Below are 22,982 nucleotides of genomic sequence, written 5' to 3'. Positions count from 1 at the left end.
TCACTTGAAGCGCCGATGGCGCGGCGTTGGCACGGCGGCGGAAAAGCGGCACGCAAGTTGCCCCTGTAGATGCATCTTTTGTCACAGAGGCTGCCATGACCGCTCCACAAGCATCGACCGTTTCGACCGAAGGGCTCGCCGCCACTGGCGCGCCCGTGGTTCTCGCCCAAGCCACCGTCACGCCGCTCGGCACGCCGGGCATCAGCGCCGGCGCCTCCGCCGCGCCTGCGGCCGTGGCGTCGCCCAGCGTGGGCACATTGTCCAATGCTACGCCCGGCGTTGCAGTGATGCGCGAGGGTGTCCGCATTCCGGTGGACGGCAATCAGACCCTGATGGCCGGCGACCGCGTGATCGTGCCGGACGGCGGCCAGGCCAACGTGCTGTTCCCCGGATCGGCCTCCAACAAGGCGCCGCTGGCCGGCGTCTTCACCGGCGGCACCGATGCGACCATCGGCTCGACCAAGCTGCCCGGTGGCCTCGAACAAGTGAATGTGGACGTCGCCTCGGGCGACCTGCAGGTGACCCCGCCGGACAGCGACGCCGATGCGGCCGCTCTGGCAGTGACCAAGAAGACCGCGGCCGGCAGCGGCATCGGCCTGGGTGAATTCGCGCTGGGCGCCCTGGGCGCCGCGGCGCTGGGTGCTGCACTGAGCGGCGGTGGCGGCGACGGTGGCACCACCGGCTTCCCGCTGTTCGTGGGCGGCCCGGGCGGTGAGTCCGATGCGGACGCTGACTCGGACTCGGATTCCGACTCGGACTCTGACAGCGACTCGGATTCGGACAGCGACTCTGACTCGGATTCGGATTCGGATTCGGATTCGGATTCGGATAGCGACTCGGATTCCGATTCGGACTCGGACAGCGATTCGGACTCTGACTCTGACTCCGACTCGGACAGCGACTCCGACAGCGATAGCGATAGCGACTCGGATTCGGACAGCGACTCTGATTCGGACTCTGACTCGGATTCGGACAGCGACTCCGACTCGGATAGCGACTCTGATTCCGACTCGGACAGTGACTCGGATTCAGACTCTGACTCGGACAGCGACTCTGATTCGGACTCGGACAGTGACTCCGACTCTGACTCCGACTCCGACTCGGACAGCGATTCCGACTCCGACGCAGACGCCGACCACCTCCTCGACCCAGCCGACGGCATCGTGGGTGGCGTGGTCGACGGCCTGGATGACGCGCTCGGCCTTGGTGGCTCGCTGACCCCGGTGGCGGGGGTGGTGGATGACCTGACCGACGTCGTCGACGACGTGCTCGCTCCGCTGCTCGGCGAAGAGTTCCAGGCCAACAACCCGAACCAGCTCGACCCGATCGACGACACCGTCGGCAGCATCACCGACCCGCTCGGCGAAGCGCTGAGCCCGGTGCTCGATCCGCTGCTCGGTGCCGGCGCCGCCGGTGCCATCCTGGACGGCCTGCTCGGCCAGGTCGACTACGTGACCGACGCGCTCAACAACGGGCTCGAGAACCTCGTCGGCGACAACGGCATCGTCAGCGGCCTCACCGACGCCCTCGGCCTGGGCGGTGTCACCGACCAGCTGCTGGGCGACGACGGCGCGCTCGGCGGCCTGCTCGAGAACGTGCTCGGCGAAGGCAGCCTCGTGGCCGGCGTGCTGGCCGAAGACGGCCTGGTCGGTGGCCTGCTGGCACCGGACGGCCTGGTCGGTGGCCTGCTGGGTGAAGACACCGCCGTCGGCGGCCTGCTCGACACCGTGCTCGGCGAAGACGGCCTGGTCGGCGGCCTGCTGGGCGACGGCGCCGTCGGCAACCTGACCGGCGGCCTGCTCGGCGCGGACGGCCTGCTGGGCGGTCTGCTCGGCGACGACGGCGCGATCGGCGGCCTGCTGGGCGACAACGGCCTCGTGGGCGGCCTGCTCGGCGGCGACGGCGCACTGGCCGGCCTGGCTGGCTCGGAAGGCCTCACCGGCGAACTGCTCGGCCAGGGCGGCCTCATCGACAACCTGCTTGGCCAGGACGGCGCGATCTCCGGCCTGCTCGCCGACAGCCCGCTGGGCGGCCTGCTCGGTGGCGACGACGGCCTGCTGGGCGGCGTGCTCGGCGGTGTCATCGGCGAAGGCGGCCCCATCGGCGGCCTGCTCGGCAACGACGGCCTGGTCGGCGGCCTGCTGAGCGACGACGGCTTGCTGGGCGGTGTGCTCGGCAGCGACGGCCCGTTGGGCGGCCTGCTGGGTGACGACGGCCTGGTCGGTGGCCTGCTCGGCGATGCCGGCCCCATCGGCGGCCTGCTCGGCGGCGACGGCGTGCTGGGCGGCGTGCTCGGCGACAACGGCCTGGTCGGCGGTCTGCTCGGCGGCACCGGCCCCATCGGCGGCCTGCTCGGTGACGACGGCCTGCTCGGCGGCCTGCTGGGCGACAACGGCCCGCTGGGTGGCCTGCTCGGTGGCGACGGTGTCGGCGGCCTGCTCGGACCGGACGGCGTGGTCGGTGGCCTGCTGGGCGAAGACGGCCCCGTGGGCGGCCTGCTCGGTGAAGAAGGCCTTGTCGGCGGTCTGCTGGGCGGCGTGCTCGGCGGCATCGGCGGTGGCGGCACCCCCGGCACCGGCGCGGCCCTGCTCGACCCGGCCGACAGCGTGGTCGCCGGCCTGGTGAACGGCCTGAACAACGGCGTGCTTGGCGACCTCGGCCTGGGCGACGTGCTGGCCCCGGTCTCGCAACTGACCGACAGCCTGACCGACACGGTCGACGGCCTGCTGGCCCCGGTGCTCGGTTCCAGCTTCACGCCGAACGACCCGAATGTGCTCGACCCGGCCGACAGCCTCGTCGACGACGTGACGGACGGCGTGGGCGGCCTGGTCAGCCCGGTGGTCGACCAGCTGCTCGGCGCCGGTGCGACGAACGGCCTGCTGAACGCGGTGGACACGCAGGTCGACTTCGTGACCGACGGCGTGGCCAACCTGATCGGTGGCGATGGCCTGCTGGGTGGCGTGCTGGGTGGCGACGGCGGCTTGCTGGGCGGTGTCCTCGGCGGCGACGGCGGTCTGCTCGGCGGCGTGCTGGGTGATGACGGCCTGCTGGGCGGCTTGCTCGGCGGCGAAGGCGGTCTGCTGGGTGGCGTGCTCGGCGAGGGCGGCCTCCTGGGTGGCGTCCTCGGCGGCGAAGGTGGCCTGCTGGGTGGCGTGCTGGGCGACGACGGCCTGCTGGGCGGCTTGCTCGGCGGTGAAGGTGGTCTGCTCGGTGGCGTGCTCGGCGACGACGGCCTCCTGGGCGGCGTTCTCGGCGGTGACGGTGGTCTGCTCGGCGGTGTGCTGGGTGACGACGGCCTCCTGGGCGGCGTCCTCGGTGGCGAAGGTGGTCTGCTTGGCGGCGTGCTGGGTGACGACGGCCTGCTGGGCGGCTTGCTCGGCGGCGATGGCGGTCTGCTCGGCGGCGTGCTGGGTGATGACGGCCTCCTGGGCGGCGTCCTCGGCGGTGACGGTGGTCTGCTCGGTGGCGTGCTGGGTGACGACGGCCTTCTGGGTGGCGTCCTCGGCGGTGACGGTGGTCTGCTCGGTGGCGTGCTGGGTGACGACGGCCTTCTGGGTGGCTTGCTCGGCGGTGAAGGCGGTCTGCTCGGCGGCGTGCTGGGTGACGACGGCCTCCTGGGCGGCGTCCTCGGCGGTGACGGTGGTCTGCTCGGCGGTGTGCTGGGTGACGACGGCCTCCTGGGCGGCGTCCTCGGTGGCGACGGCGGCCTGCTCGGCGGCATCCTCGGCGACGACGGCCTTCTGGGTGGCGTCCTCGGCGGCGTGACCGGCGGCGACGCCGGCGGCCTGCTCGACGGCATCCTCGGCGACGACGGCCTGCTCGGTGGTGTCCTCGGCGGCGTGACCGGCGGCGACGCTGGCGGCCTGCTCGACGGCATCCTCGGTGACGACGGCCTGCTGGGCGGTGTGCTCGGCGGCGTGACCGGCGGCGACGCTGGCGGCCTGCTCGACGGCATCCTCGGCGACGACGGCCTGCTGGGCGGTGTGCTCGGTGGTGTGACCGGCGGCGACGCTGGCGGCCTGCTCGACGGCGTGCTGGGCGACGACGGCCTGCTGGGCGGTGTCCTCGGTGGTGTGACCGGTGGCGACGCCGGCGGCCTGCTCGACGGCGTGCTGGGTGACGACGGCCTGCTCGGTGGCGTCCTCGGCGGTGACGGCGGCCTCCTGGGCGGCGTCCTCGGCGGCGGCGAAGGCGGTCTGCTCGGTGGCGTCCTCGGTGACGACGGCCTGGTCGGCAGCCTGCTCGGTGCGGACGGTCTCGTGGGCGGCCTGCTCGGCGGCCTGACGGGCGGCGCCGAACCGGTGGCCGGCATCCTGGAACCGGTGACGAGCATCCTCGACGGCTCGGCCGGCTCGGTGGTCTCGACGGTGGTTGAAACCGTGACCAACGCAGTCGAACCGGTGACCGACATCCTCGCCGGCACCCCGGCAGCCCCGGTGGCCGCGGTCGTGACCGGTGTGCTGGACACCGTCGAACACACGGTGGCCCCGGTGCTCGACAACGTGCTCACCCCGATCACCAGCCTGCTCGACCAGAGCCCGGCCGGCGGTGCCCTGGCACCCGTGACGAACATCCTGCACGGCCTGCTGGGCTGATCCAAGGACACGAAGAAGGAGGAAGGGAAACCTCGATAGCAAGCAGACAGGGACGGGCCGTCAGCGGCCCGTCCCGCGAAAGGACCGTCATGAACAAGAATTTCCGGATACTGGCCCTCGTGGCAATGGGCGCAAGCCTCGCTGCCTGCGGTGTGCCTCCCAAGGGCGGTCGCGACGACGCGACCTACTACTACTCCAACAAGAGTGTGCGCGAAGTGCCCAAGGTGGAGCCGGCACCCCCGCCGCCGCCGCCGAACACACCGGCCAAGATCGTCTACTTCGACTTCGACCGGTACGACGTCAGAACGGGCGACCGCAGCATCGTCGAGGCGCACGCGGGCTACATGCGCAACCGGCCGGCGAGCCGGGTCGTGATCGAAGGCCACACCGACCTGCGCGGCGGCCGCGAGTACAACCTCGCGCTCGGCCAGCGCCGCGCCGAGGCCGTGCAACGCATGCTCACGCAGATGGGCGTGCCGGGCGAACGCATCGAAGCCGTCAGCTGGGGCATTGAAAAGCCCGCATCGCTTGCCACCACCGAGGAGGGCCATCAGCTCAATCGTCGCGCCGAGTTCAGCTACCGCTGAATCGGGAGCACGCGATGATTTCACGGGCGGCTTCCGGTCCGCGATCACGTCATTCAAGCGAGAGCAGATGACGGACGCGACCGGCCTTCGCCCGCATTCGACCGGGGCCGAATGATGTCCTTCTCAGACCAGCTCCACGCCTGCCACGAGCGCCTGGTGTCCGTGTGCGCGGCGTTGCCTGCCCCGTACCCGGCCTTCACGCTCTTCTTCTCGGTGAGCGACGGCTCCCAGCGTGCGCACGTCGTGCATGCGCGGGCCGACGACTTCGAGACCGCCTGGCGCGAAGGCGCCGACCTCGTCGAGCGATGGGTGCGCGAGCGCGGCATCGTTTCGCCCTGGCTGCGCATCGACTGGGTCGAGGGCGCCAGTCCCATGGACTGGACGCAGTTCAAGACCCAGCTCACCGCGGTCAAGCGCAACTACTTCCGGCTCGGCCTGGCCTTCGACCAGGACTTCGGCTTCGCCTTCACCGAGCAGGAACTCAACGCCAACGCCATGCTGTGCGGCGATTCGACCATCGCGCATTCGGTGGTGAACGTGCGCAACTTCGACGTCTATGCGCAGGCCCGCTTCGAGCGCACCTTGCCGCTGGAAGAGTCGTCGGAGCGCACCGTGTACCTGCTGGCCACGGTGGGCGTGTTCTGCCAGCCCGACGGCGTGGTGCACAAGCTCGTGGGCACGGGGCTCGACGCGGGCCGCCGCCAGCTGCCGGCGCTCAACCCGCAGGCGGTGCTCGAGCTGGTGCGCAGCGGCTCGTCGTACCTGGCGCGCCAGATGCAGAGCGACGGCCTGTTCGTGTACGGCTACTTCCCGTGCTTCGACCGCCGCATCCCGACCTACGACGCGATGCGCCATGCGGGCACCGTGCACGCCATGCTCGAGGCCTGGGAGCTCACGCGCGACGACACGCTGCGCGCGGCCATCGACCGCGCCATCGACCACCTCACCGACGCGCTGATCCGCGACTACACGCTGCCCGACGGCCGCGAGGTGGCCTACCTGGTCGACACCGGCGGCGAGATCCGCCTGGGCGGCAACGCGGCCTGCGTGCGCATGTTCGTGCGCTACTGCGAGCTGATGGAAACGCGCCACTGGCTGCCGCTGCTGGAGAAGCTGGCGCTGGGCATCGTGGCGCTGCAGGACCCGGCCAGCGGGCGCTTCGACCACGTGCTGCACGCGGCCGACCTGTCGCTCAAGCAGGCCTCGCGCGTCATCTTCTACGACGGCGAGGCGGCCTTCGGCCTCATGCGCCTGTATGGCCTCACGCGCGATCCGCGCTGGCTGGCCGCGGTCGAGAAAGCCTTCGACCACTTCATTGCCAGCCAGCACTGGCAGTCGCACGACCACTGGCTCAGCGGCTGCGTGAACGAGCTCACGCAGTGGAGCCCGCAGGAGCGCTACTTCCGCTTCGGGCTGCAGAACGTGGCGGGCTACCTGGACTTCGTGCTCGACCGCAAGACCACCTTTCCCACGCTGCTCAGCCTCATGCTGGCGGCGCAGCAGATGCTGCAGCGGCTGGAGAGCATGCCCGCCATGCGGCACCTGCTCGACGAGCTGGACACCGAGAAGTTCTACCGCGCGCTCGACTACCGCGCGCACTACCTGCTCAACGGCTTCTTCTGGCCCGAGATGGCGATGTACTTTCGCCGGCCGTCCACGGTCGTCGGCGCCTTCTTCGTGCGGCACCACTCGTTCCGCGTGCGCATCGACGACGTCGAGCAGTACGTGACCGGCTTCGCGGCCTACCACCGCTACCTGCTCGACCGGCGCAGCCAGCCCGGCGGCGCGGGCCCCGGGGGCGGCGGTGGCGGCAGCGTGCGCGACGACGGCGCGGTCTGGACGGCCAGCGAGATGGCCCGCGTGACCGGCGGCGAATGGGTGGTCAAGCCCGAGGACGGCTGGCGCGCCACCGGCGTGACCCAGCGCACCTTCATGCGCAAGGGCCGCGTCGTGTTCGAACACCAGGCCCGGCCCTCGAAGACGCCGCTGGCCGCCGTCACGCTCAAGGGCGTGCTGCAGCCGGCCGCGGCCGTGCTGTGCACCGACCCCAAGCCGCACCTGGACAAGCGCGTGCCCGTGCTGCAGGTGCCCAATGTGCTGCAGGCCGTGCTCGAGCTGGGCGACCATGCGCGCACCGAGTTCACGGGCCGCGTGTGCGGCGTGCTCGGCAGCGGCGCGGGCAGCAGCACCGTGGCCGCCATGCTGGCCGGCGCGCTCACTGTGTGGGGCGAGGTGGCGCAGCCCGAAGGCAACATCAGCCTGCCCTCGGGCATCGCGTGGAACCTCACCTGCATGCCGCGCCATGCCGCCTACTGGGTGCTCGAAATGGGTACCTCGCACATGCCGGCCTCGGCGCAGCTGATGCGGCCGTCGCTCATCGTGGTGACGGGGCTGTCGGCCGCGTCGCAGAAGCACCGCGGCCCGTCGGAGGCCGCCGCACGGCTCGATTGCCGCATGTTCCAGGCCATGGCCGCGGGCGACCGCGTCGTGCTCAACCGCGACATGCCCGAGTTCGCCACCTTCGCCGAAGCCGCGATGGCGCACCAGCTGCAGATCGTGACCTACGGCGAGCACAAGGACGCCGACGTGCGCCTGCTCGCCTTCGACCACGGCGAGGTGCAGGCCGAGGTGGCCGGCGAGCCCTTCCAGCTGCGCCTGAACGCGCCGGGCCGCCACATGGGCGCGAGTGCCGTGGCCGCGCTGGCCGCGCTGCAGGCGCTGCGCCTGCCGCTGGCCGCCGCGGTCGAACCCTTTGCGCACTTCGAGCCGCCGGGCGGACGCGGTGCGCTGCACACCATTCACATCGGCGGCGGGAGCTTCAAGCTGATCGATGAAACCTACGACGCCAACCCGAGTTCGATGCGGGCGGCGCTTGAGTTGCTGTCACAAGCCCCCTGCGAGCCTGCGCGCCGGGTGGCCATCCTGGGCGACATGCAGGAGCTGGGGCCCGCGGCGCAACGCCATCACCTCGATCTGGAGGCCGAGTTGCTGGCGTCGCAACCTGACCGCGTGCTCCTGTGCGGACCTTTGATGCGGGCGCTTCACACGCGCATCCGCACCAAGGTCCGCTCCCATTGGTTTGTCGATGTGTCCGACCTCTCCACCGCACTCGGCGGGCTGCTGCAACCAGGCGACTGGGTGCTGGCCAAGAGCTCCGCGGGTGTCGGTCTTTCCCGGCTGGCCCGGGTCCTGAAAGCACTGCCATGAGATGGAACGCACTGGTCCACATCCCCTATGAATCCGAACGCGAGGTACCCCCGCGGCGCTGGTGGCTGGGCTGGCTGCAGCTGCTGTGCGCCTGGGTGCTGCTGATGCTGCTGTGCGCCAACATCGCCCTCGTTTTTGCCGAAGGCCTGCCGGGCTCATCCGGCCGCGCCGCGACCCACAGCCATGCCCACAAAACGATGAATTGCACGCTCAGGGAAAACGCCGCGCCGCAAGGAACGCGCGGTACGGAAACGACCGGTCCGGCGCAGGTTCGCACCCACCGATGCTGAGAGGCGTCAGAGGCGAATTTTTGCCTTGTAACAGTCGGGTAACAGTTGATAATAATGCAGGCGTCGTTGCCCGACGGATCGGTCTTTTTCCATGATCAAGTTCCTCTTGCCCAGCCAGCTGGTTGCCGACAGGCCGGAAGTCCCCGGCGCCAGTCCGTATGCCAGTGCGCTGAACGATGCGTTTCGCGCGGCCTACCCGCTCGTCAAGAGCGCGGCCTGGCTGTCGCTGCCGATCAGCCTGTTCGGGCTGCTGCCTTCGATCTTCCTGCTGCAGGTGTATGACCGCGTGCTCTCGCGCAGCGGCGTCTCCACGCTCGCCGCGCTGGTGAGCGGCATCCTGTTCTTCCTGTGCATCGAGTTCTGGCTGCGCACGCGGCGTTCGCGCCTGCTGCGCAACGCGGGCGCTACCGTCGACCACGGCGTGTCGGGCGCGCTGCTGCACTCCATGCTCGGGCGGCCGCTGCGCGCGCTCGAGGCGCGGCCGGCCTCGTCCTGGCAGCTGTTCTTTCGCGACGTGGGCGCGGTGCGCGGCACCGTCACCGGCGGGCTCGCGCAATCGATCTTCGACCTGCCGATGGCGATCTTCGCGCTGATCGTGATCGGCATCGTCGCGCTGCCGGTGCTGCCCGTGGTGGCGGCCTTCCTGGCCATCATGGCGTTCCTGGCCTGGTGGTGGGCCGACGAAGTGCGCGCCGGCCGCGTCGAAGAAGTGCTGCGCGGGCGCGGCCTCGATCGCATCACCTCCGAGATCTGCCATGCGCGCGAGACGCTCAAGGCGCAGTCGAACGACGGCCCGACCATCGAGGTCTGGCAGCAGACCTACAACGCCTGGCTCAGCGAGAGCTTCGGCAAGAACGGCCAGATCGAAACCGCGCGCGACGGCACCACCGTGCTGCTCACCGTGTTCTCGGTGATCGTCGTCACCGTCGGCGCCATCGCCGTCATGCAGCAGTGGATGACGGTGGGCGGCCTCGTTGCCTCCAACATGCTTGCGCTGAAGGCGCTGCAGCCGGTGGCCGGGCTGGTGTCGAACTGGCGCGCGCTGGCCACCGCCAAGGAAGCCGCCAAGCGGCTGGAGACCGTGCTCGGCGAGCCGGTCGAGAAGGCGCCCACCGGCATGGCGCTGCCGCAGCCGCTGGGCCGCGTCACGCTGAAAGACGTGAGCTTCAGCTTCACCGAAGACGCACCGCAGCCCGTGCTGGAAAACGTCGACCTCGACATCGGCCCCGGCGGCCTGCACGTGATCGTCGGGCGCAACGGCGCGGGCAAGTCGACGCTCGTGAAGCTGCTGTCGGGCCTGTACACGCCCACGCACGGCGTGGTGAGCATCGGCGAGTACGACCTGTCGCAGTTCGGCCGCGAAGAGCTGTCGCGCTGGATCAGCTACCTCTCGCAGGAGGTGTACTGGTTCGGCGGCCCGCTGGTCGACACCATGCGCCGCGGCGCGCCGGGCCAGAGCGACGAGCAGATCGTCGCGGCCTGCAAGCTCTCGGGCGCGCACGACTTCATCTCGCGCCTGCCCGACGGTTATCGCACCGTGGTGGGCGAGGGCGGCACCGGCTTCTCGGTGGGTGAGCGGCGCAAGCTCGCGCTGGCCATGAGCTTCCTGCGCAAGCCCTCGGTGCTGGTGCTCGACGAGCCCAGCAACGACCTCGACTTTCAAAGCGAGCGCAACCTGCTCGCGACCATGCTCGCGGTGGCCAAGGTGCGCACCGTGGTCGTGGTCACGCACTCGCTGCGCATCGTGTCGGCGGCCTCCGCCGTCTATCACGTCACCGGCCAGGGCAACGTGGAAATCGGCTCCGCCGCCGTCATGGTGCCCAAGCTCTTCGGCGTGAAGAAGCCGCTGGTGGCGCTGGGCGACACCACCGACGACGGCAGTGGCAGCAGCAACAACAATGCAGGCGTCCCGGCCGCCTCGCGCTCGATGGCGTGAGCAAGCAGGCCACGCGATGCGTGATTCGTGGTTGACACGGATCGACCGACTGACAGACAGAGACAGGGGAACGGGATTTTGAAACCAGACTTGCCGCAGGTGCTTCAGGGCGAGAGCGAGAAACAGGCGGCGCAGACCACGCCGCAAGGCCGGCGGCGCCAGTGGATCATCGGCGGCGCGGTCGCGGTGCTGGCAGCGGTGGGGCTCGGCTTTCCGATGGAAACCGTCGTCGTCGCACCGGGCCGCGTGATCCCCTCCGACCGCGTGAAATCGATCCAGCATCTGGAAGGCGGCATCGTCAGCAACGTGCTCGTGAAAGAAGGCGACAAGGTCAAGCAGGGCCAGTCGCTGGTCGAGATCGACCTGGGCGGCAGCGGCCTGAACTTCGAGGAGCTCACCGCGCGCTACGCCGCCACGCAGGCCACGCGCGTGCGACTCATTGCCGAGAGCCGCGGCCAACCGCTCAAGCGCGATTCGTTCGATGCCGACATCGACGAAGCCGTGCTCGAAGGCGAGGTCGGTGCCTATCAGGCGCGCGCGCTCGAACAGCGCGGCGTCATGGCCGGCGCCGTGTCCGGCCTGGAGCAGGCGCGCAGCAAGCAGCTCGAGCAGCAGGCCAAGGCCAAGGGCCTGAACGACCGGCTCGCGCTGATGCAGAAAGAGCTGGAGATCTCCGAACAGCTGTTGAGCGAAAAACTCGTCGGCCAGGTCGAGGTGCTCGAGAAGCGCCGCCAGGCCGAAGGCGTGCGCAGCGAACTCGCCGTGGCGCGCCAGGGCGTGATCTCGGCGCAGGCCGCCATCACCGAGGCGCAAGCCAAGATGGCCGAGGCCGAAGGCCGCTTTCGCCGCCGCGCATCGGACGAACTGGCCACCGTCGAGCGCCAGTTCGCCAGCCTGAGCGAAGACCTCGCGCGCGCCCGCACCCAGCGCTCGCGCACGGTGGTGAAGGCGCCGGCCGACGGCATCGTGAAGGGCCTGCGCAGCTCCAGCGCCGGCTGGGTCGTGAAGCCCGGCGAATCCATCCTGGAGGTGGTGCCCGACGAGGACGAGATCATGGTCGAGGCGCGCCTCAACCCGAACGACCGCGGCTTTGTCGAAGTGGGGCAGGAGGCGCGCGTGAAGATCACCGCCTACGACTACCTGCGCTACGGCGCCGTCGACGGCAAGGTCAAGCTCGTGGCGGCCGACGCCGACCGCGATGCCGCCATTGCCAGCGGCGCGCCGTACTACCGCCTGCTCATCAGCATGTCGCAGTCGCACGTGGGGCGGCCGGAAAACCGCATCACCGCCGGCATGGAGTCCGAAGTCGACCTGCGCGTGGGGACCGATCCGTTCATCTGGTACATCCTGCGGCCTGTGCTCAAACTGCGGCGCGAAGCCTTCCGCGAACCATGAGCAAGCCCGTGTTGCCGGGCCGGCGCGCGCGCATCGCCCCTGGTGTGCTCTGCGCGACCTTGTGCGTCAGCATGGCGCTGCCGCCCACCGCGTATGCCCAACCGTCGCCGGAGCAGGAGGGGCCGCCTGCAGCGCTGGCACTGTCGCGCCGCCTGTCGTCGCCGTCCCTCGGCGCCGCGAGCTACGCGCAGCGCGTGAAGCAGGCGCTCATCGCGCTGTCGCAGGAATACCCCGAAGTGCTGACCGCGCAGGCCGCGGCCAACACCAGCAGCTTCGGCGTCGACGCGGCCCGCATGGCGCGCTACCCGCGCTTCAAGGTCGGCACGTCGTCAGGCACCTACAGCAGCGGCGCCAAGGACGCGAAGAGCGAGAACTACACCGTGCTCACCGCCGAAGCGCGCGTGAGCCTGATCGACGGCGGCGCCATGAGCGCGGCGCAGCGCGCCGCCGAATTCGGCAACCAGGCCGACGACGAAGCTGTCACCACCACCTCGCAGAAAGTGGTGCTCGACGCGCTCACCGCCTACCTGCAGGTGCAGCGCTTCGACCTGAAGAAACAGATCGCACACCGCGCCACCGAAGTGGTGGCCGACCTGTCGAAGGCCGAGGCGCGCCGCGTGGCCCTCGGCGTGAGCGGCGACAACGACCTCAACATGGCCGCCTCGCGCCGCGCCCTCGTGGCTGCGCGCGAGTCCGACTTCGAGGCCCAGCGCGACGAGGCCCTGGCCAAGTTCCGCAACTACTTCAAGTTCTCGCCCGCGCCCGAATCGTTGCCCGTGCTCGCCGCGCCGGCGCACTGGCGCATCGGCTCGCAGGAAGAAGCGCTGCGCCGCGCCGAAGCGCGCAGCACCGAACTGGCCGAAGCCCAGGGCCGCGTGGCGCGTGCGCGTGCGCTGGTCGACCAGACCGAAGCCAGCCTGTACCCCACGCTCGACGCCGTCGTCGTGAAGAGCAAGGACCCGCGCGGCGTGTCGCCGCAAGATCCCACGCGCGCCGCCTTCGAACTCAACTGGAACTTCGGCAACGGCTTCGACCGCCAGCTCAAGCTCAAGGGTGCCCTGGCCGAAGTGGCGAACCAGGAAGCCAAGATGGAGGGCGTGAAGCTCAACCTGATGGAGCTCACCGCGTCGTCGTGGTCCCGCACCGTGGCCGGCCGCGAACGCGAGCGCCAGTTGATGGAAGCCGTCAGCACCTCGGGCCAGGCCTTCCGCGGCCGCCGCCGCCTCATGGAATTCGGCCGCGAGACCCTGCCCCAGGTGCTCGACGCGCAGCTCGACTACTACACCCTGCTGTTCGACTACATCGACGGCGTGTTCGACCTGCGCATTTCGGAACTGCGCCTGGCGCGCACCACCGGCGAACTGCGCATCGACCCCATCGGCGCCAACAACTGGATCGACCGCATCTTCGGCCCCCCGAGCCGGAACGTTTTGACCGAAGACGGCCTGCTGGGCGCGCTGTGCATCTCGAGCAACACGACCTGCGCGAGCGAACCGTTGGTCGACCGCGCACCGGGCGCATCGATTGCGAACCCGCCGCTGCGCAGAGCGACGCGCCTCGGAACCCAATAGCCCTTCGAGGCAAGCGCAGCGAAGCCCGTTGGTGAAACACCGAGGAACCGGCTTTGCCGGGCCTCAGGTGTTGCCCCCGGTAGGGGGAAGGAGAAGCGGACACGAAGTGCCGCGCAGCCTGGGGGCGAGCTAAGTCTCTTCGGGGATGCCGGGCTCGCCGTCGAGGATCTGGTACTTGCGCATCTTCTCCCACAGCACCTTGCGGCTGATACCCAGGTGCTGCGCCGTGTCCTGGCGCTTCCAGTCGTTGATCTCGAGCGCCGCGATGATGCGGTTGCGCTCGCTGCTGTTCCAGCCCTTGCGATCGCCGTTCGCATCGAGCGGGACCCCCGTGCCGTTGCGGTCGGTGGCCAGCGCAGCGGGCGCCGGCGTGCCGCGCGTGAGCGCGATCGCGCGCTGGATCAGGTTCTGGTCCCAGCTGTGCAACTGCCGCGCGATCACGCCCACGCGCTCCGCGAGGTTGCGCAGCTGCCGCACGTTGCCGGGAAAGTAGGTTTCGGCCACCGCATCGCTGAGCCAGTGCGGCGTTTCGCCCAGGGCTTCGAGCTCGTCGCCGAGCACGTTCGCCAGCAGCGCCTTGAAGATCGCGATCTTGTCGATCTCGCCGCGCTCTTCGAGGCTCGGCACATGCAGCTCGATGACCGCGAGCCGGTAGAACAGGTCGGCCCGAAACTCGCCGCTCGCCACCATCTCGCGCAGGTTGCGGTTCGTCGCCGCCACGAGCCGGAAGTCGACACGGATCGGCGACGTTGCACCCAGCCGCGTGACCGCGCTGTCTTCAAGCACGCGCAGCAGCTTCACCTGCTGATAGCGCGGCAAGTCACCGATCTCGTCGAGGAACAACGTGCCGCCCGTGGCCTGCTCGAAGTACCCACGGTGCGCATGCACGGCACCCGTGAACGAGCCCTTCGTGTGGCCGAAGAACAGCGACTCGAACAGCCCGTCGGGAATCGCACCGCAGTTCACCGCCACGAACGCGCCCTTGCCGTACTGCTGGTGGCCGATGTGAAGTTGCTGCGCGATGCGCTCCTTGCCCACGCCGGTCTCGCCGCGCACCAGCACCGGATGGTTGCAGTCCGCAAAGGCGCCCACTTCGGCGAGCAGCCCCTTCATCGCATCGGAATGCGCCACCAGCACGTCGGGCGCCTGCGGCGCGACATCGCGCGCACGCAGCTGGCGCACCAGCTTGGCCACCATCGTGCGCAACTCGGCGCAGGTGAAGTCGTAGGGCAGGACGTGCAGGTACTCGGGCGGATACGTGCGCGAGTCGCGCTCGCGCGAGGCCGCAGCGACCCAGATCACGGGCATGCCTTGCAGCAGCTCGGTCGCGTGCGGAAGACCGCCGCCATCGATGACGGTGACGCTGATGATCGCGACGGAAGGACGCAGTGCGACACCGCGGTCCTGCTGGGGCGGCGGCAGGCCATCGGCCCGGATGACTTCCACGTCGAAGCTCGCCATGCACCGCGCAATGCGGTCGAGGATGTCGGCTTTGCCTTCCCAGACAAAGAGGTCGAGTTCGTCGAAGTTGGAGGCACTCATAGAAGCAATAGCCCGGGACTCAGCATTCAATTTCTTGTTTTCGATTCGCGTTAATACACCAGCTCTGCGCCTGCTCTGCACGTCATGCGGGCGCCGACTTCGGCATTTGCAAGATCAATTCCCAATGCCTTCAGAAGCAGCTCAATGAGTGGATTGACAACGGAAGCGAGCAACGGGGCGACCACAGTCTTCAGAAGATTGAAAACAAGAGTCGCTGCGGCATCCGTTGTTTGCAGGATCGCGCCCAAGAGGCCGGTCGATGCGCTGGGGGCGTACAGATTAAGTTGGAGTCCGTTCACCGTATCGATCAAAACTCCGGCCGTATTGCCGGTGGCTGACGTTGAAAGATATGTCTGAGCAGGGGCCGACGTGTCATTGAGCTCTTTGAGGAGGCCCGCAGTACTTGAGCGGAAGGGCAGTGTTGGGGCCCCGCTGCTGACGGGGTCTGGGTTGATCGAGAGCCCTATTCCACCGCCGCCAAAAGCTGTTCTCTTGGCGTCTGACTTCTGTGTGGTCCATGTGCCGTTGGCCTTCAGGTACTCTTGAAAGCTCAAGACGCACAATCCCAGGGCGGCGACGGTGCAAGTTTTTCTGGACTGCACAGTCCCGATATCCACCAACGGAATGGGGTCAACGACCGGAGGCAGTGTGGAAGAGGAAAAAACTTTCGACTTCGCATCTGCGGAGCTTGTCCCCATTTTTCCGATGCGCAAAGTCGCCACATTGGATTTCGACGCGGCCCACAATTTCCTGTCGGCGTTGTTGGTGCAATCAAAATCGGTGACGTACGCCGATGCGGGGGCAATATCGAGGTTGATATCAATGCGGATAGGCAGTGGAAGCGCAGTGACGTCAGAGATGACAGCCTTCGGCGTTGTGTGGCAGGGGATGGCGATGATTGAACAATCTCCAGGCGGCGTCAGGTCGATCACCGAGGTCAGAATCGAGATCAAAGCCGATGTCAGCGATGTCAGGGCGTTGAGCAAACCGCTCACCAAGTTTGTCAACAATTGACCCGGCACCCCAAGGTTGACCGAAATCAATGTTCGAATCTGCGCAGTTCGAACATAGATCTTGTCGGGGCCCAGTGGCGCCGCCTTGGCGAGCTCTGGATTGCCAGTTGCGGAGAACTGCGGCGGTTCAACGATCTTCACTGTGGCTGTGACACCGGCGATCGGGAGTGCAACGTCGGCGAGAACCGCTGATGGATTTGCGACTTGGCTGTTGGCGAGTTGCACCATTGCCTGTGTCAACTGGGCCGCCTGCAGCGAAAGGTCCAGAGCACTGGCTGCAGTGCCGGTAATCACGCCCAAAGCATCACCGACCCTTATTGGTGGGAGATCGAGCGCTGCCGCCAAGATGGCAAGTTTCTTGTACTCATTGAGCTGGGTAGTGAGCAGGGCGCCATTTCGCTCAAGCACGCTCGCCATCACCTCGAGAAGCTTCGCCACCGTCACGTTCGCGTTGAGAACGCCGTCATAGTCTCCGACGGTGAGATTGATCGCGGGAGCCAAGACATCTAGAAAGCTAAGCAGGTTGATCTGCGAAGTCACCAAGCCTTGCCAACCAACAGCTCCCAGATTGATGCTTCCTCCAAGCAGACCGCCGACGAGCGCGTCGAGGATCGGCGATTGCCCGGTTTGCAGAGTCAGCAGAGTGCTGTTGATGCTCAAGGCCGCCTTGGGCAGTGCGCGCGCCGCGATAGCCTGTACTGAGATCGTTCGATTACCAGTGAAGAAAATGAACAGGGGAGGAGGCGTACGCGTGATGCTTACCCGTATCGCGTTCTTTGCAGCGGAAGTCGCGTTGAAGTGATTTGGATTGGTCGTGTCCTGGATGTTCCATTGCCCGCAAGCCATGTCGCTGTCCGCAAGCGAAAAACCTGCGGGCATGTTGCGGCTGGTGCCATCGTTTGCATTGGATCTGGCTGCGCCGTAAGCCGTAGTGCAGTTGTTGGCATTGAGCGCTTGCGCTCCAGCCAGAGCTGCCAAGTCGGCAGTTTTTTGGAACTCTCTTTTCAGATAGAAGAGGTAGCCCAATTCAGTGCCGATGAACAGGATGACTGCGAAGCTCAGGAAGATAGCGACATGAATCACCACGGAGCCGCGCTGCGATCGCCGGTATTTTTTTTCGTTGACGAAGATGCTCATGTCATTCAGCCCTACATGGAAAATTTGGCGGAGCCGGAAATTTTGGAAGGCGTCAGGACAGCGGGTAGCGCGATGATTGGATTTTCCCGATAGGGGTACGAAACGGTCACGAGGCCGGAAGTGCCGACGGTGACAGAGACGTTCGGATTGGTTTGCAACCAGGTCTTCCGCTGCGCGGTTGTGTTGCCGACATTTGCTGGAGTCACGAGCGACGTAGCCAGGGAGGCATAGACAATGTTCCTGATCAGCGCAATGTTGGCGGCCTCCGTCGGATCATTGACGCCAGCGAAGGCGCGCGCGCCGTCTTCGGCCGCGCGTGAGATAGCCTGCTGCGCGTACAGCACGGCACCAAAGGAAACAAGGCCGTAGAGAAACAGCAGCAACGTCGAAAGTACGAATGCGAACTCGATGGCGGCAATGCCTCGCTGCAGCTCGCGCGTGAACCCTCGAGGAAGACGCGCGCTCATGCCCCAGCCCCTGCAACGGGATCACTCATCAGCATGCTCGCTCTGCCTTGAACCCTGCTTGGCATCAGAAATCCGAAGCCGGGAAGCGACGGAGCCAAAGGGTAGGCTTCGTAGTCGTAGTTGACAGTCACGATCATCTGGCAGCGCGTCGCGAGGGATGAGCCGCAACTGGGAATTACGACGCTCGTGCAACCATCGTCGCCATCAACGAGGCAGACCTTGGCATCGACGGTTGCATTGCCCAGCCAGCCGACGCCCGCTTGGGCGGTATTCGCTGCTGCGAGCCGGCGACATGCAAGTTGATTCGCGCAGACTGCGGTGTCCACTGATTGGTAGCGTAGTGCGGCCCTCGCTCCTTCTTCGGCCGCGTTTTGCATACCCAGGCGGATGGCGAAGAGAATCCCGTAACTCAGGATGGCATAGAGCACCACGAAGACGAGAGGGAAGACGAGCGCGTACTCAAGCGCGTAGAGGCCGCGCTGTGCATGCAGAGAGTTGACTCGCTTGCGCATGTGTCTTGGGAAAATCTACGCGGTAGAAGCGGCCGTTCTCTTACCGAGAACCTGTGCCCGATGCTCCGCCGCCATTCTTGGCGTTGGTCACGCTTGAGCCCAGTCGCTCTGGAATGGGGTGCTCGAAGCTCTTGAGGTAGCGTTCGTAGCTCCGACTGGCGACACTTCCCGCAATAGGTCGAGGCGTTTTCGAAGCGACCTCTCCGCTTCGTTGCCAAGCGAAAAGGTTCAGCGTCGAATCGCCAACCTGAAGAGGAAGATCGAAGGTCTCTTCCTCTTCTGCAACTGCCTGGGTCTCCGTTGTCGGGTGCGCAGCAGATTCTTTCCTGGGTTGCGCGGCATCGATTGCTGATGCTGCGGTGTTGGCGCCCCCTTGACCGGGGCCTGCTTGGGTTGTTTGCGCAAAGGCTACTGTCGACACGAAGCAGAGGGTCGTGGCCAGCGCACAAGCGGACAGCGTGAAAAGCCGGTTGAAAGGCTCATGGTTGTTCATGGTGTACCTCGTGAATTCGGATTTGTCGAAAGAGGCAACTCTGTTGTTGCAGTCGACGGGTTCATCTGAGTGGCGGTGCGCATGCCGCCCATTCCGGCCCAGCGGGTTGGCTTGAGTGCGAGCGGTACGGCGGCCGAGTCATCATGCGGCCTCGTGGACACCCTGGGCGATGTACTAGCGGACGCAGATCCCGTGGTGTTCATGGATGCGGGGGGGGGGGCTGAGCTTCCTGCGGCTCGCATCTGCATTGCCGCTTCACGCACGGCAGCGCGTGTGGTGTCGGACATGCGGTTCGCATTCATCAGGGCTGTGGCTTGCTCCTGCTGATTCGTGACCTCAAGATAGAGCGCAACATTGGCCTGCGCTTGCTTGCTGTCAGGCCGCAGCTGCAAGGCTTGCATCAGAGGCAGGCGTGCCTCCTCCAGCTGGCCGGCGCGCAGGCTCGCATAACCCAGATCGCTCAGAAGCAATGCATCGGTGGGTGTTCGGCGCTGCGCCTGCTTGAACAGTTGTACCGCCTGCGCGTAGTTGCCGTGCGCGCCCGCCAGCAGGCCTAGGCCCCTGTAGCCCGCACTCTCCTGCGGCGTGGTCAGCAAGCGCTTGTAGGCGGTTTCAGCGAGTTCAGCCTGATCGGTCTGACGCAGCGCGTCGGCGCGCGCGCGCGTCGAATCGGGCGTGATGCCCCAGCGCTGTTCCAGGGCATCGATGTGTGCCAGTGATGCGAACCACAGGCCCTGTTGCTGCATTTGGTCGACGACCTTGAGGTAGGTCGCCTGGGTGTCGATGTTGGCGCCGGTCTTCGTGTCACTGGCGGCCTCGAAGGCTTGTCGTTGCTGGGCATCTTCGCCAGCCGCATAGCGATCCTTGGTTGCGGCGCATCCGGAAACTGCCAGAGCCAGTCCCACCACCATCGATGGCCACGTGATGCGTGCAAGAGGGTTGAAGAGGACTCTCATTTTCCGACGCTCCCCAATGCCCGGAGGATGGCGAGAAAGCCGGGGCCTGCTGTCACGATCAGCAATGCGGGCAGCAGCGTAATCACCATGACTCCGGTCATCTTCACGGTGATCTTGCCGATGCGTTCCTTCATTTCGGAGCGACGATGCTCGCGAAGGCGGTCACTGAAAGCACGCAACGGTTCCTGAACCGCGCCCCCATGACGATCGACTTGCACCAGCAATGCAACCAAGCTGCGCAGGTTCTCGTTCTTGTGCAGCGTGGCAAGGCGGTGCAAAGAGTGCTCACGCGTGCGACCCTGGGCGTACTGCCGATTGGCCAGCGTCAGTTCGTACCCAAGAACGCGCAGCACGTGCGAAAAGTCGCTTGCCATGACCTGCAGACCCTGGTCCAGGCTCATGCCCACGCCTTGGAGCAATCGCAAGAGATCCACGAAGAGCGGTAACTCTTTGGCGACCTGCATTCGCCGACCGGCGGCGATTCGACCCAACAGCCATTTCGGCCCCATGAAGCCGATCACGAAAAGTCCGGCAAGAACGGCAATGACCGTGCCTTGCTTGTGCCCTGCGCTCCAGAAGACAAGTGCCAGCAATGGCAACAAGATCGCCAGCAAGATGCGAGTGACGAGGAATATCAACTGAGTACGTTGAGACGGCAGCCCGCACTGATCGATGAGATTGCGGTCCTCGTCGGCAACAAGAGCATGGCCGAGGCGCGAATCCAACCAATGGAACGGCAGTTCGACGTCGGACTTGTATTGCGCCCCAAACTCCGTGTTGACTTCGGAGGTGTCTGCGGGCGATGACACCGTGCCTTGGTGAATTGCCTTGCCGATCGCGTGGCCGCTACGCGCACGGCGCAGCTCCGATGCAATCAGCGTACCGCCCGCCAGAAGCAGACCTAGCGCCAGCAATCCCAGGCTGATGGCGGTCAACACGCCGGGTGTCAGCATCATGCGATCCTCGCAAGGCGGTACAACAGCAGGCCACCGAGTGCCTGAAGTCCAATACCTGTGAAGACGAGCATCCTGCCGGTGCCGTCGTTCCACATCCCAAGAAAATAGCTGGGGTTGTTCATGATCATGAAAGCGCCCACCCCCACGGGCAGAAGTCCCAGAATCCAGGCTGACAGCCGCGTCTCTGATGACATCGCCACCAGTTCGTGCTCAGCCTGTTCGCGATCACGCATGAAGTTGCTCACGCGTTCGAGCAGCAGGTCGGCGCGTCCACCGTAGCGCACGCCCAGCCCGAGGATTGAGGAAAGAAGGAACATCTCCTCTACACGCACATTGGTGGCCGTCTGGTGCAGAGCCTTGTCCAAATCCACGCCCGCACGGACCAGGGCGGCCGAGCGTTCCAGGTGGCCGTGCAGCGGCTCCTGTGTGCTTCCGATTGCAAGCTGGAAGGCGGCCTGCGTCGAATTGCCGATGGTGATCAGGCGAACCATGGCATCGATGTAGCCCGGCAGTTGGGCAACCAGTTTGCGGCGCATCTTTTGCAACCGCAGCCAGACCGCGAAAATGCCGGCCAACGCGAGCAGCAAGAGGACCCCGAATGCGGGGAGCCAGCCGCCGAGGAGGCCGACAGCCAACGACAGCGCGGCAACGATGACGACGCCCAAAACGAGCACCCGAGGGGCTACCGCGCCCACCAGCCATGCGGGCACAGCCCGGTCGAGCCAGCGCTTGGGGCGAGTGGCCGCTGCGGCGGTGGCCTCGGTCTCGAGCCATGGGTCAGTGGTCAGTCCGGAGACGAGGCTGCTGATCGGTTCAGCGGCCCGCGCGGGCGGCTGAGCAGAGAAGGGTGCCGGAGTGGATGTGGCCGTACCAGCCTGAATTTGATGATCGAGATGTCGCCCGACGGTGTCTCGTGCCTGCCGTTTCTTTGCCCACTGCCACAGAAACAGCCCGCACGCCGCCAGTAGTAGCGCTGTCACGGCAATGCCGAGCAGACCGCTTTCACGCACGATGCTCTCCCTGCTGCGCGCGTGCGAACGACTGCCTGAATCTCGTGATCTTCGGTGAGTGCGGCGCGATGCCGAGCGACACCCAACGGTCGCGCTCCTCGCCGTCGGGAGAAACGATCGGATCGTAGCGATAGAGCTCCTGCATCGCCACCACGTTGTCGTTCACGCCGGTCACTTCGCTCAGCGAGATGATGCGGCGCTGGCCGTTCGACATCCGTCCGATCTGCACGATGAAGTCGATCGCGCTGGCGATCTGGCGCCGCAGGCTCACTTCACTGCCCTGATAACCGGCAAAGCCTGCGAGCATTTCGAGACGATAGAGGCACTCACGCGGCGAGCTCGCGTGGATCGTCCCCATCGAGCCTTCGTGACCGGTGTTCATCGCCTGCAGCATCTCGATGACTTCGGCGCCGCGCACTTCGCCCACGATGATGCGGTCGGGCCGCATGCGCAGGCTGTTGCGGAGCAGGTCGCGGATCGAGACCACGCCCGTACCGTCGAACCCGCCGGGGCGGCTTTCCAGTCGCACCACGTGACTGGTACTGAGCGAGAGCTCGGCCGTGTCTTCGATGGTGATTACACGCTCGCGTGCTGGAATGAAGCTGGCCAACGCGTTGAGCAGCGAGGTCTTGCCCGAGCTGGTACCACCGCTCACGAGGACGTTGCAGCGTGCGCGCACCGCGATCTCCAGCAGCTGTGCCATGCCGGCATCGAAGGTGCCAAGCTTCACCAGGTCGGCTGGCGTGAGCGGTTCCTTGCGGAACTTCCGAATCGAGACCGATAAGCCATCGATGGCCAGTGGTTCGATGATCACGTTGATACGGCCACCGTCGGGCAACCGCGCATCGACCATGGGGTTGGCCTCGTCGAGCCGGCGGCCCAGCGGCGCGAGGATGCGGCGCACGATGCGCATCACGTGCTCGGAATCGGCAAAGCGCAGCGTTTCGCGCTCCAGCATGCCATGCCGCGACACATAGACGTTCTGGTAGCCATTGATCAGGATGTCTTCGACCGCAGGATCGTTGAGCAGATCCTCCAGCGGCCCGAAGCCGGCCAGCTCCTTCGTCAGCGCATCGGCAATGAGCTGCATCTCGCGGTCGTTGATCGGCACGCGGCGCAAGCGCACGAAGCTGTCGACCTCCAGTTCGACGAACTGCTGGATCGAGGCGCGCGACCAGCGGCCGAACTCCGCGCCCAGTTCCTCGATGCGACTCAGCAGGTGATCGTGCGTCCAGCTCTTGATGTCCTGGAACTGCTGGGAGTTGATGAACGTCTGGTCGTCGTCGGCAAATTCGATATCGGTGGACATGGACTG

16 protein-coding genes are annotated in these 22,982 nt (G+C 66.6%); 7 read left to right on the top strand and 9 right to left on the bottom strand.

The annotated features are described in order from the left end of the window. Positions 1–95 precede the first annotated feature (95 nt). The 7 genes from AC57B8_RS18460 to AC57B8_RS18430 all read left to right on the top strand — a co-directional run bounded on the left by AC57B8_RS18460 (position 96) and on the right by AC57B8_RS18430 (position 13,581). On the top strand, positions 96–4,595 hold the full coding sequence (locus tag AC57B8_RS18460; RefSeq protein ID WP_496480364.1) for a hypothetical protein: 4,500 nt from the start codon (positions 96–98) through the stop codon (positions 4,593–4,595). An 89-nt stretch (positions 4,596–4,684) separates the two neighbouring features. Then, on the top strand, positions 4,685–5,182 hold the full coding sequence (locus AC57B8_RS18455) for an OmpA family protein (RefSeq protein WP_062479666.1): 498 nt from the start codon (positions 4,685–4,687) through the stop codon (positions 5,180–5,182). A gap of 111 nt (positions 5,183–5,293) precedes the next feature. Beyond that, complete coding sequence (locus AC57B8_RS18450; protein WP_496480363.1) at positions 5,294–8,389, top strand: glutamate ligase domain-containing protein; 3,096 nt, start codon at positions 5,294–5,296, stop codon at positions 8,387–8,389. Further along, complete coding sequence (locus tag AC57B8_RS18445) at positions 8,386–8,679, top strand: hypothetical protein (RefSeq protein ID WP_496480362.1); 294 nt, start codon at positions 8,386–8,388, stop codon at positions 8,677–8,679. The genes AC57B8_RS18450 and AC57B8_RS18445 overlap by 4 nt, the downstream gene beginning before the upstream one ends. Positions 8,680–8,770: 91 nt before the next feature. Continuing rightward, complete coding sequence (locus tag AC57B8_RS18440) at positions 8,771–10,615, top strand: peptidase domain-containing ABC transporter (RefSeq protein ID WP_496480361.1); 1,845 nt, start codon at positions 8,771–8,773, stop codon at positions 10,613–10,615. A gap of 78 nt (positions 10,616–10,693) precedes the next feature. Continuing rightward, positions 10,694–12,010, top strand: coding sequence for an HlyD family type I secretion periplasmic adaptor subunit (locus AC57B8_RS18435; RefSeq protein WP_369630121.1), 1,317 nt, complete (start codon positions 10,694–10,696; stop codon positions 12,008–12,010). Beyond that, positions 12,007–13,581, top strand: coding sequence for a TolC family protein (locus AC57B8_RS18430; RefSeq protein ID WP_492697649.1), 1,575 nt, complete (start codon positions 12,007–12,009; stop codon positions 13,579–13,581). The genes AC57B8_RS18435 and AC57B8_RS18430 overlap by 4 nt, the downstream gene beginning before the upstream one ends. A gap of 129 nt (positions 13,582–13,710) precedes the next feature. On the opposite strand, the gene AC57B8_RS18425 is transcribed toward AC57B8_RS18430, so the two are convergent. The 9 genes from AC57B8_RS18425 to AC57B8_RS18385 are packed head-to-tail and all read right to left on the bottom strand — an operon-like array spanning position 13,711 to position 22,976. Further along, a complete protein-coding gene (locus AC57B8_RS18425; RefSeq protein ID WP_062479678.1) occupies positions 13,711–15,123 on the bottom strand; it encodes a sigma 54-interacting transcriptional regulator in 1,413 nt (470 codons plus the stop codon). A 50-nt stretch (positions 15,124–15,173) separates the two neighbouring features. Next, a complete protein-coding gene (locus tag AC57B8_RS18420) occupies positions 15,174–17,273 on the bottom strand; it encodes a TadG family pilus assembly protein (RefSeq protein ID WP_496480360.1) in 2,100 nt (699 codons plus the stop codon). Positions 17,274–17,284: 11 nt separating this feature from the next. Further along, positions 17,285–17,740 (bottom strand): TadE/TadG family type IV pilus assembly protein, encoded by a 456-nt coding sequence (locus tag AC57B8_RS18415; RefSeq protein WP_390348647.1) that lies wholly within the window; start codon positions 17,738–17,740, stop codon positions 17,285–17,287. Next, positions 17,737–18,252: a TadE/TadG family type IV pilus assembly protein gene (locus AC57B8_RS18410; protein WP_390348649.1), complete on the bottom strand. Its 516-nt coding sequence runs from the start codon at positions 18,250–18,252 to the stop codon at positions 17,737–17,739. Before AC57B8_RS18410 ends, AC57B8_RS18415 begins: the two co-directional genes overlap by 4 nt. A gap of 40 nt (positions 18,253–18,292) precedes the next feature. Then, positions 18,293–18,745 carry a DUF3613 domain-containing protein gene (locus AC57B8_RS18405; RefSeq protein WP_496480359.1) on the bottom strand — a complete coding sequence of 151 codons (453 nt, stop codon included), beginning with the start codon at positions 18,743–18,745 and terminating at the stop codon, positions 18,293–18,295. Next, entirely contained in the window at positions 18,742–19,701 is a 960-nt protein-coding gene (locus AC57B8_RS18400; protein WP_496480358.1) for a tetratricopeptide repeat protein, read from the bottom strand. The genes AC57B8_RS18405 and AC57B8_RS18400 overlap by 4 nt, the downstream gene beginning before the upstream one ends. Continuing rightward, positions 19,698–20,657 carry a type II secretion system F family protein gene (locus AC57B8_RS18395; RefSeq protein WP_496480357.1) on the bottom strand — a complete coding sequence of 320 codons (960 nt, stop codon included), beginning with the start codon at positions 20,655–20,657 and terminating at the stop codon, positions 19,698–19,700. The genes AC57B8_RS18400 and AC57B8_RS18395 overlap by 4 nt, the downstream gene beginning before the upstream one ends. Next, entirely contained in the window at positions 20,654–21,667 is a 1,014-nt protein-coding gene (locus tag AC57B8_RS18390; RefSeq protein ID WP_496480356.1) for a type II secretion system F family protein, read from the bottom strand. Before AC57B8_RS18390 ends, AC57B8_RS18395 begins: the two co-directional genes overlap by 4 nt. Beyond that, positions 21,660–22,976 (bottom strand): TadA family conjugal transfer-associated ATPase, encoded by a 1,317-nt coding sequence (locus AC57B8_RS18385; RefSeq protein WP_369645142.1) that lies wholly within the window; start codon positions 22,974–22,976, stop codon positions 21,660–21,662. Before AC57B8_RS18385 ends, AC57B8_RS18390 begins: the two co-directional genes overlap by 8 nt. Positions 22,977–22,982 lie beyond the last annotated feature (6 nt).

Source organism: Variovorax sp. BGA-UO-ETr-C22 (genome assembly GCF_059567965.1).
Note: the sequence above shows the minus strand (reverse complement) of the source record. Positions and strands in the feature narration are given on the sequence as shown.

Excerpts from the sequence above, each read along its gene's own strand:
- AC57B8_RS18410 (WP_390348649.1), bottom strand. The coding sequence starts at position 18,252 with ATGCGCAAGCGAGTCAACTCTCTGCATGCACAGCGCGGCCTCTACGCG.
- AC57B8_RS18440 (WP_496480361.1), top strand. The coding sequence starts at position 8,771 with ATGATCAAGTTCCTCTTGCCCAGCCAGCTGGTTGCCGACAGGCCGGAA.
- AC57B8_RS18420 (WP_496480360.1), bottom strand. The coding sequence starts at position 17,273 with ATGAGCATCTTCGTCAACGAAAAAAAATACCGGCGATCGCAGCGCGGC.
- AC57B8_RS18385 (WP_369645142.1), bottom strand. The coding sequence starts at position 22,976 with ATGTCCACCGATATCGAATTTGCCGACGACGACCAGACGTTCATCAAC.
- AC57B8_RS18450 (WP_496480363.1), top strand. The coding sequence starts at position 5,294 with ATGATGTCCTTCTCAGACCAGCTCCACGCCTGCCACGAGCGCCTGGTG.
- AC57B8_RS18415 (WP_390348647.1), bottom strand. The coding sequence starts at position 17,740 with ATGAGCGCGCGTCTTCCTCGAGGGTTCACGCGCGAGCTGCAGCGAGGC.
- AC57B8_RS18425 (WP_062479678.1), bottom strand. The coding sequence starts at position 15,123 with ATGAGTGCCTCCAACTTCGACGAACTCGACCTCTTTGTCTGGGAAGGC.
- AC57B8_RS18445 (WP_496480362.1), top strand. The coding sequence starts at position 8,386 with ATGAGATGGAACGCACTGGTCCACATCCCCTATGAATCCGAACGCGAG.
- AC57B8_RS18430 (WP_492697649.1), top strand. The coding sequence starts at position 12,007 with ATGAGCAAGCCCGTGTTGCCGGGCCGGCGCGCGCGCATCGCCCCTGGT.
- AC57B8_RS18405 (WP_496480359.1), bottom strand. The coding sequence starts at position 18,745 with ATGAACAACCATGAGCCTTTCAACCGGCTTTTCACGCTGTCCGCTTGT.
- AC57B8_RS18395 (WP_496480357.1), bottom strand. The coding sequence starts at position 20,657 with ATGATGCTGACACCCGGCGTGTTGACCGCCATCAGCCTGGGATTGCTG.
- AC57B8_RS18460 (WP_496480364.1), top strand. The coding sequence starts at position 96 with ATGACCGCTCCACAAGCATCGACCGTTTCGACCGAAGGGCTCGCCGCC.
- AC57B8_RS18400 (WP_496480358.1), bottom strand. The coding sequence starts at position 19,701 with ATGAGAGTCCTCTTCAACCCTCTTGCACGCATCACGTGGCCATCGATG.
- AC57B8_RS18455 (WP_062479666.1), top strand. The coding sequence starts at position 4,685 with ATGAACAAGAATTTCCGGATACTGGCCCTCGTGGCAATGGGCGCAAGC.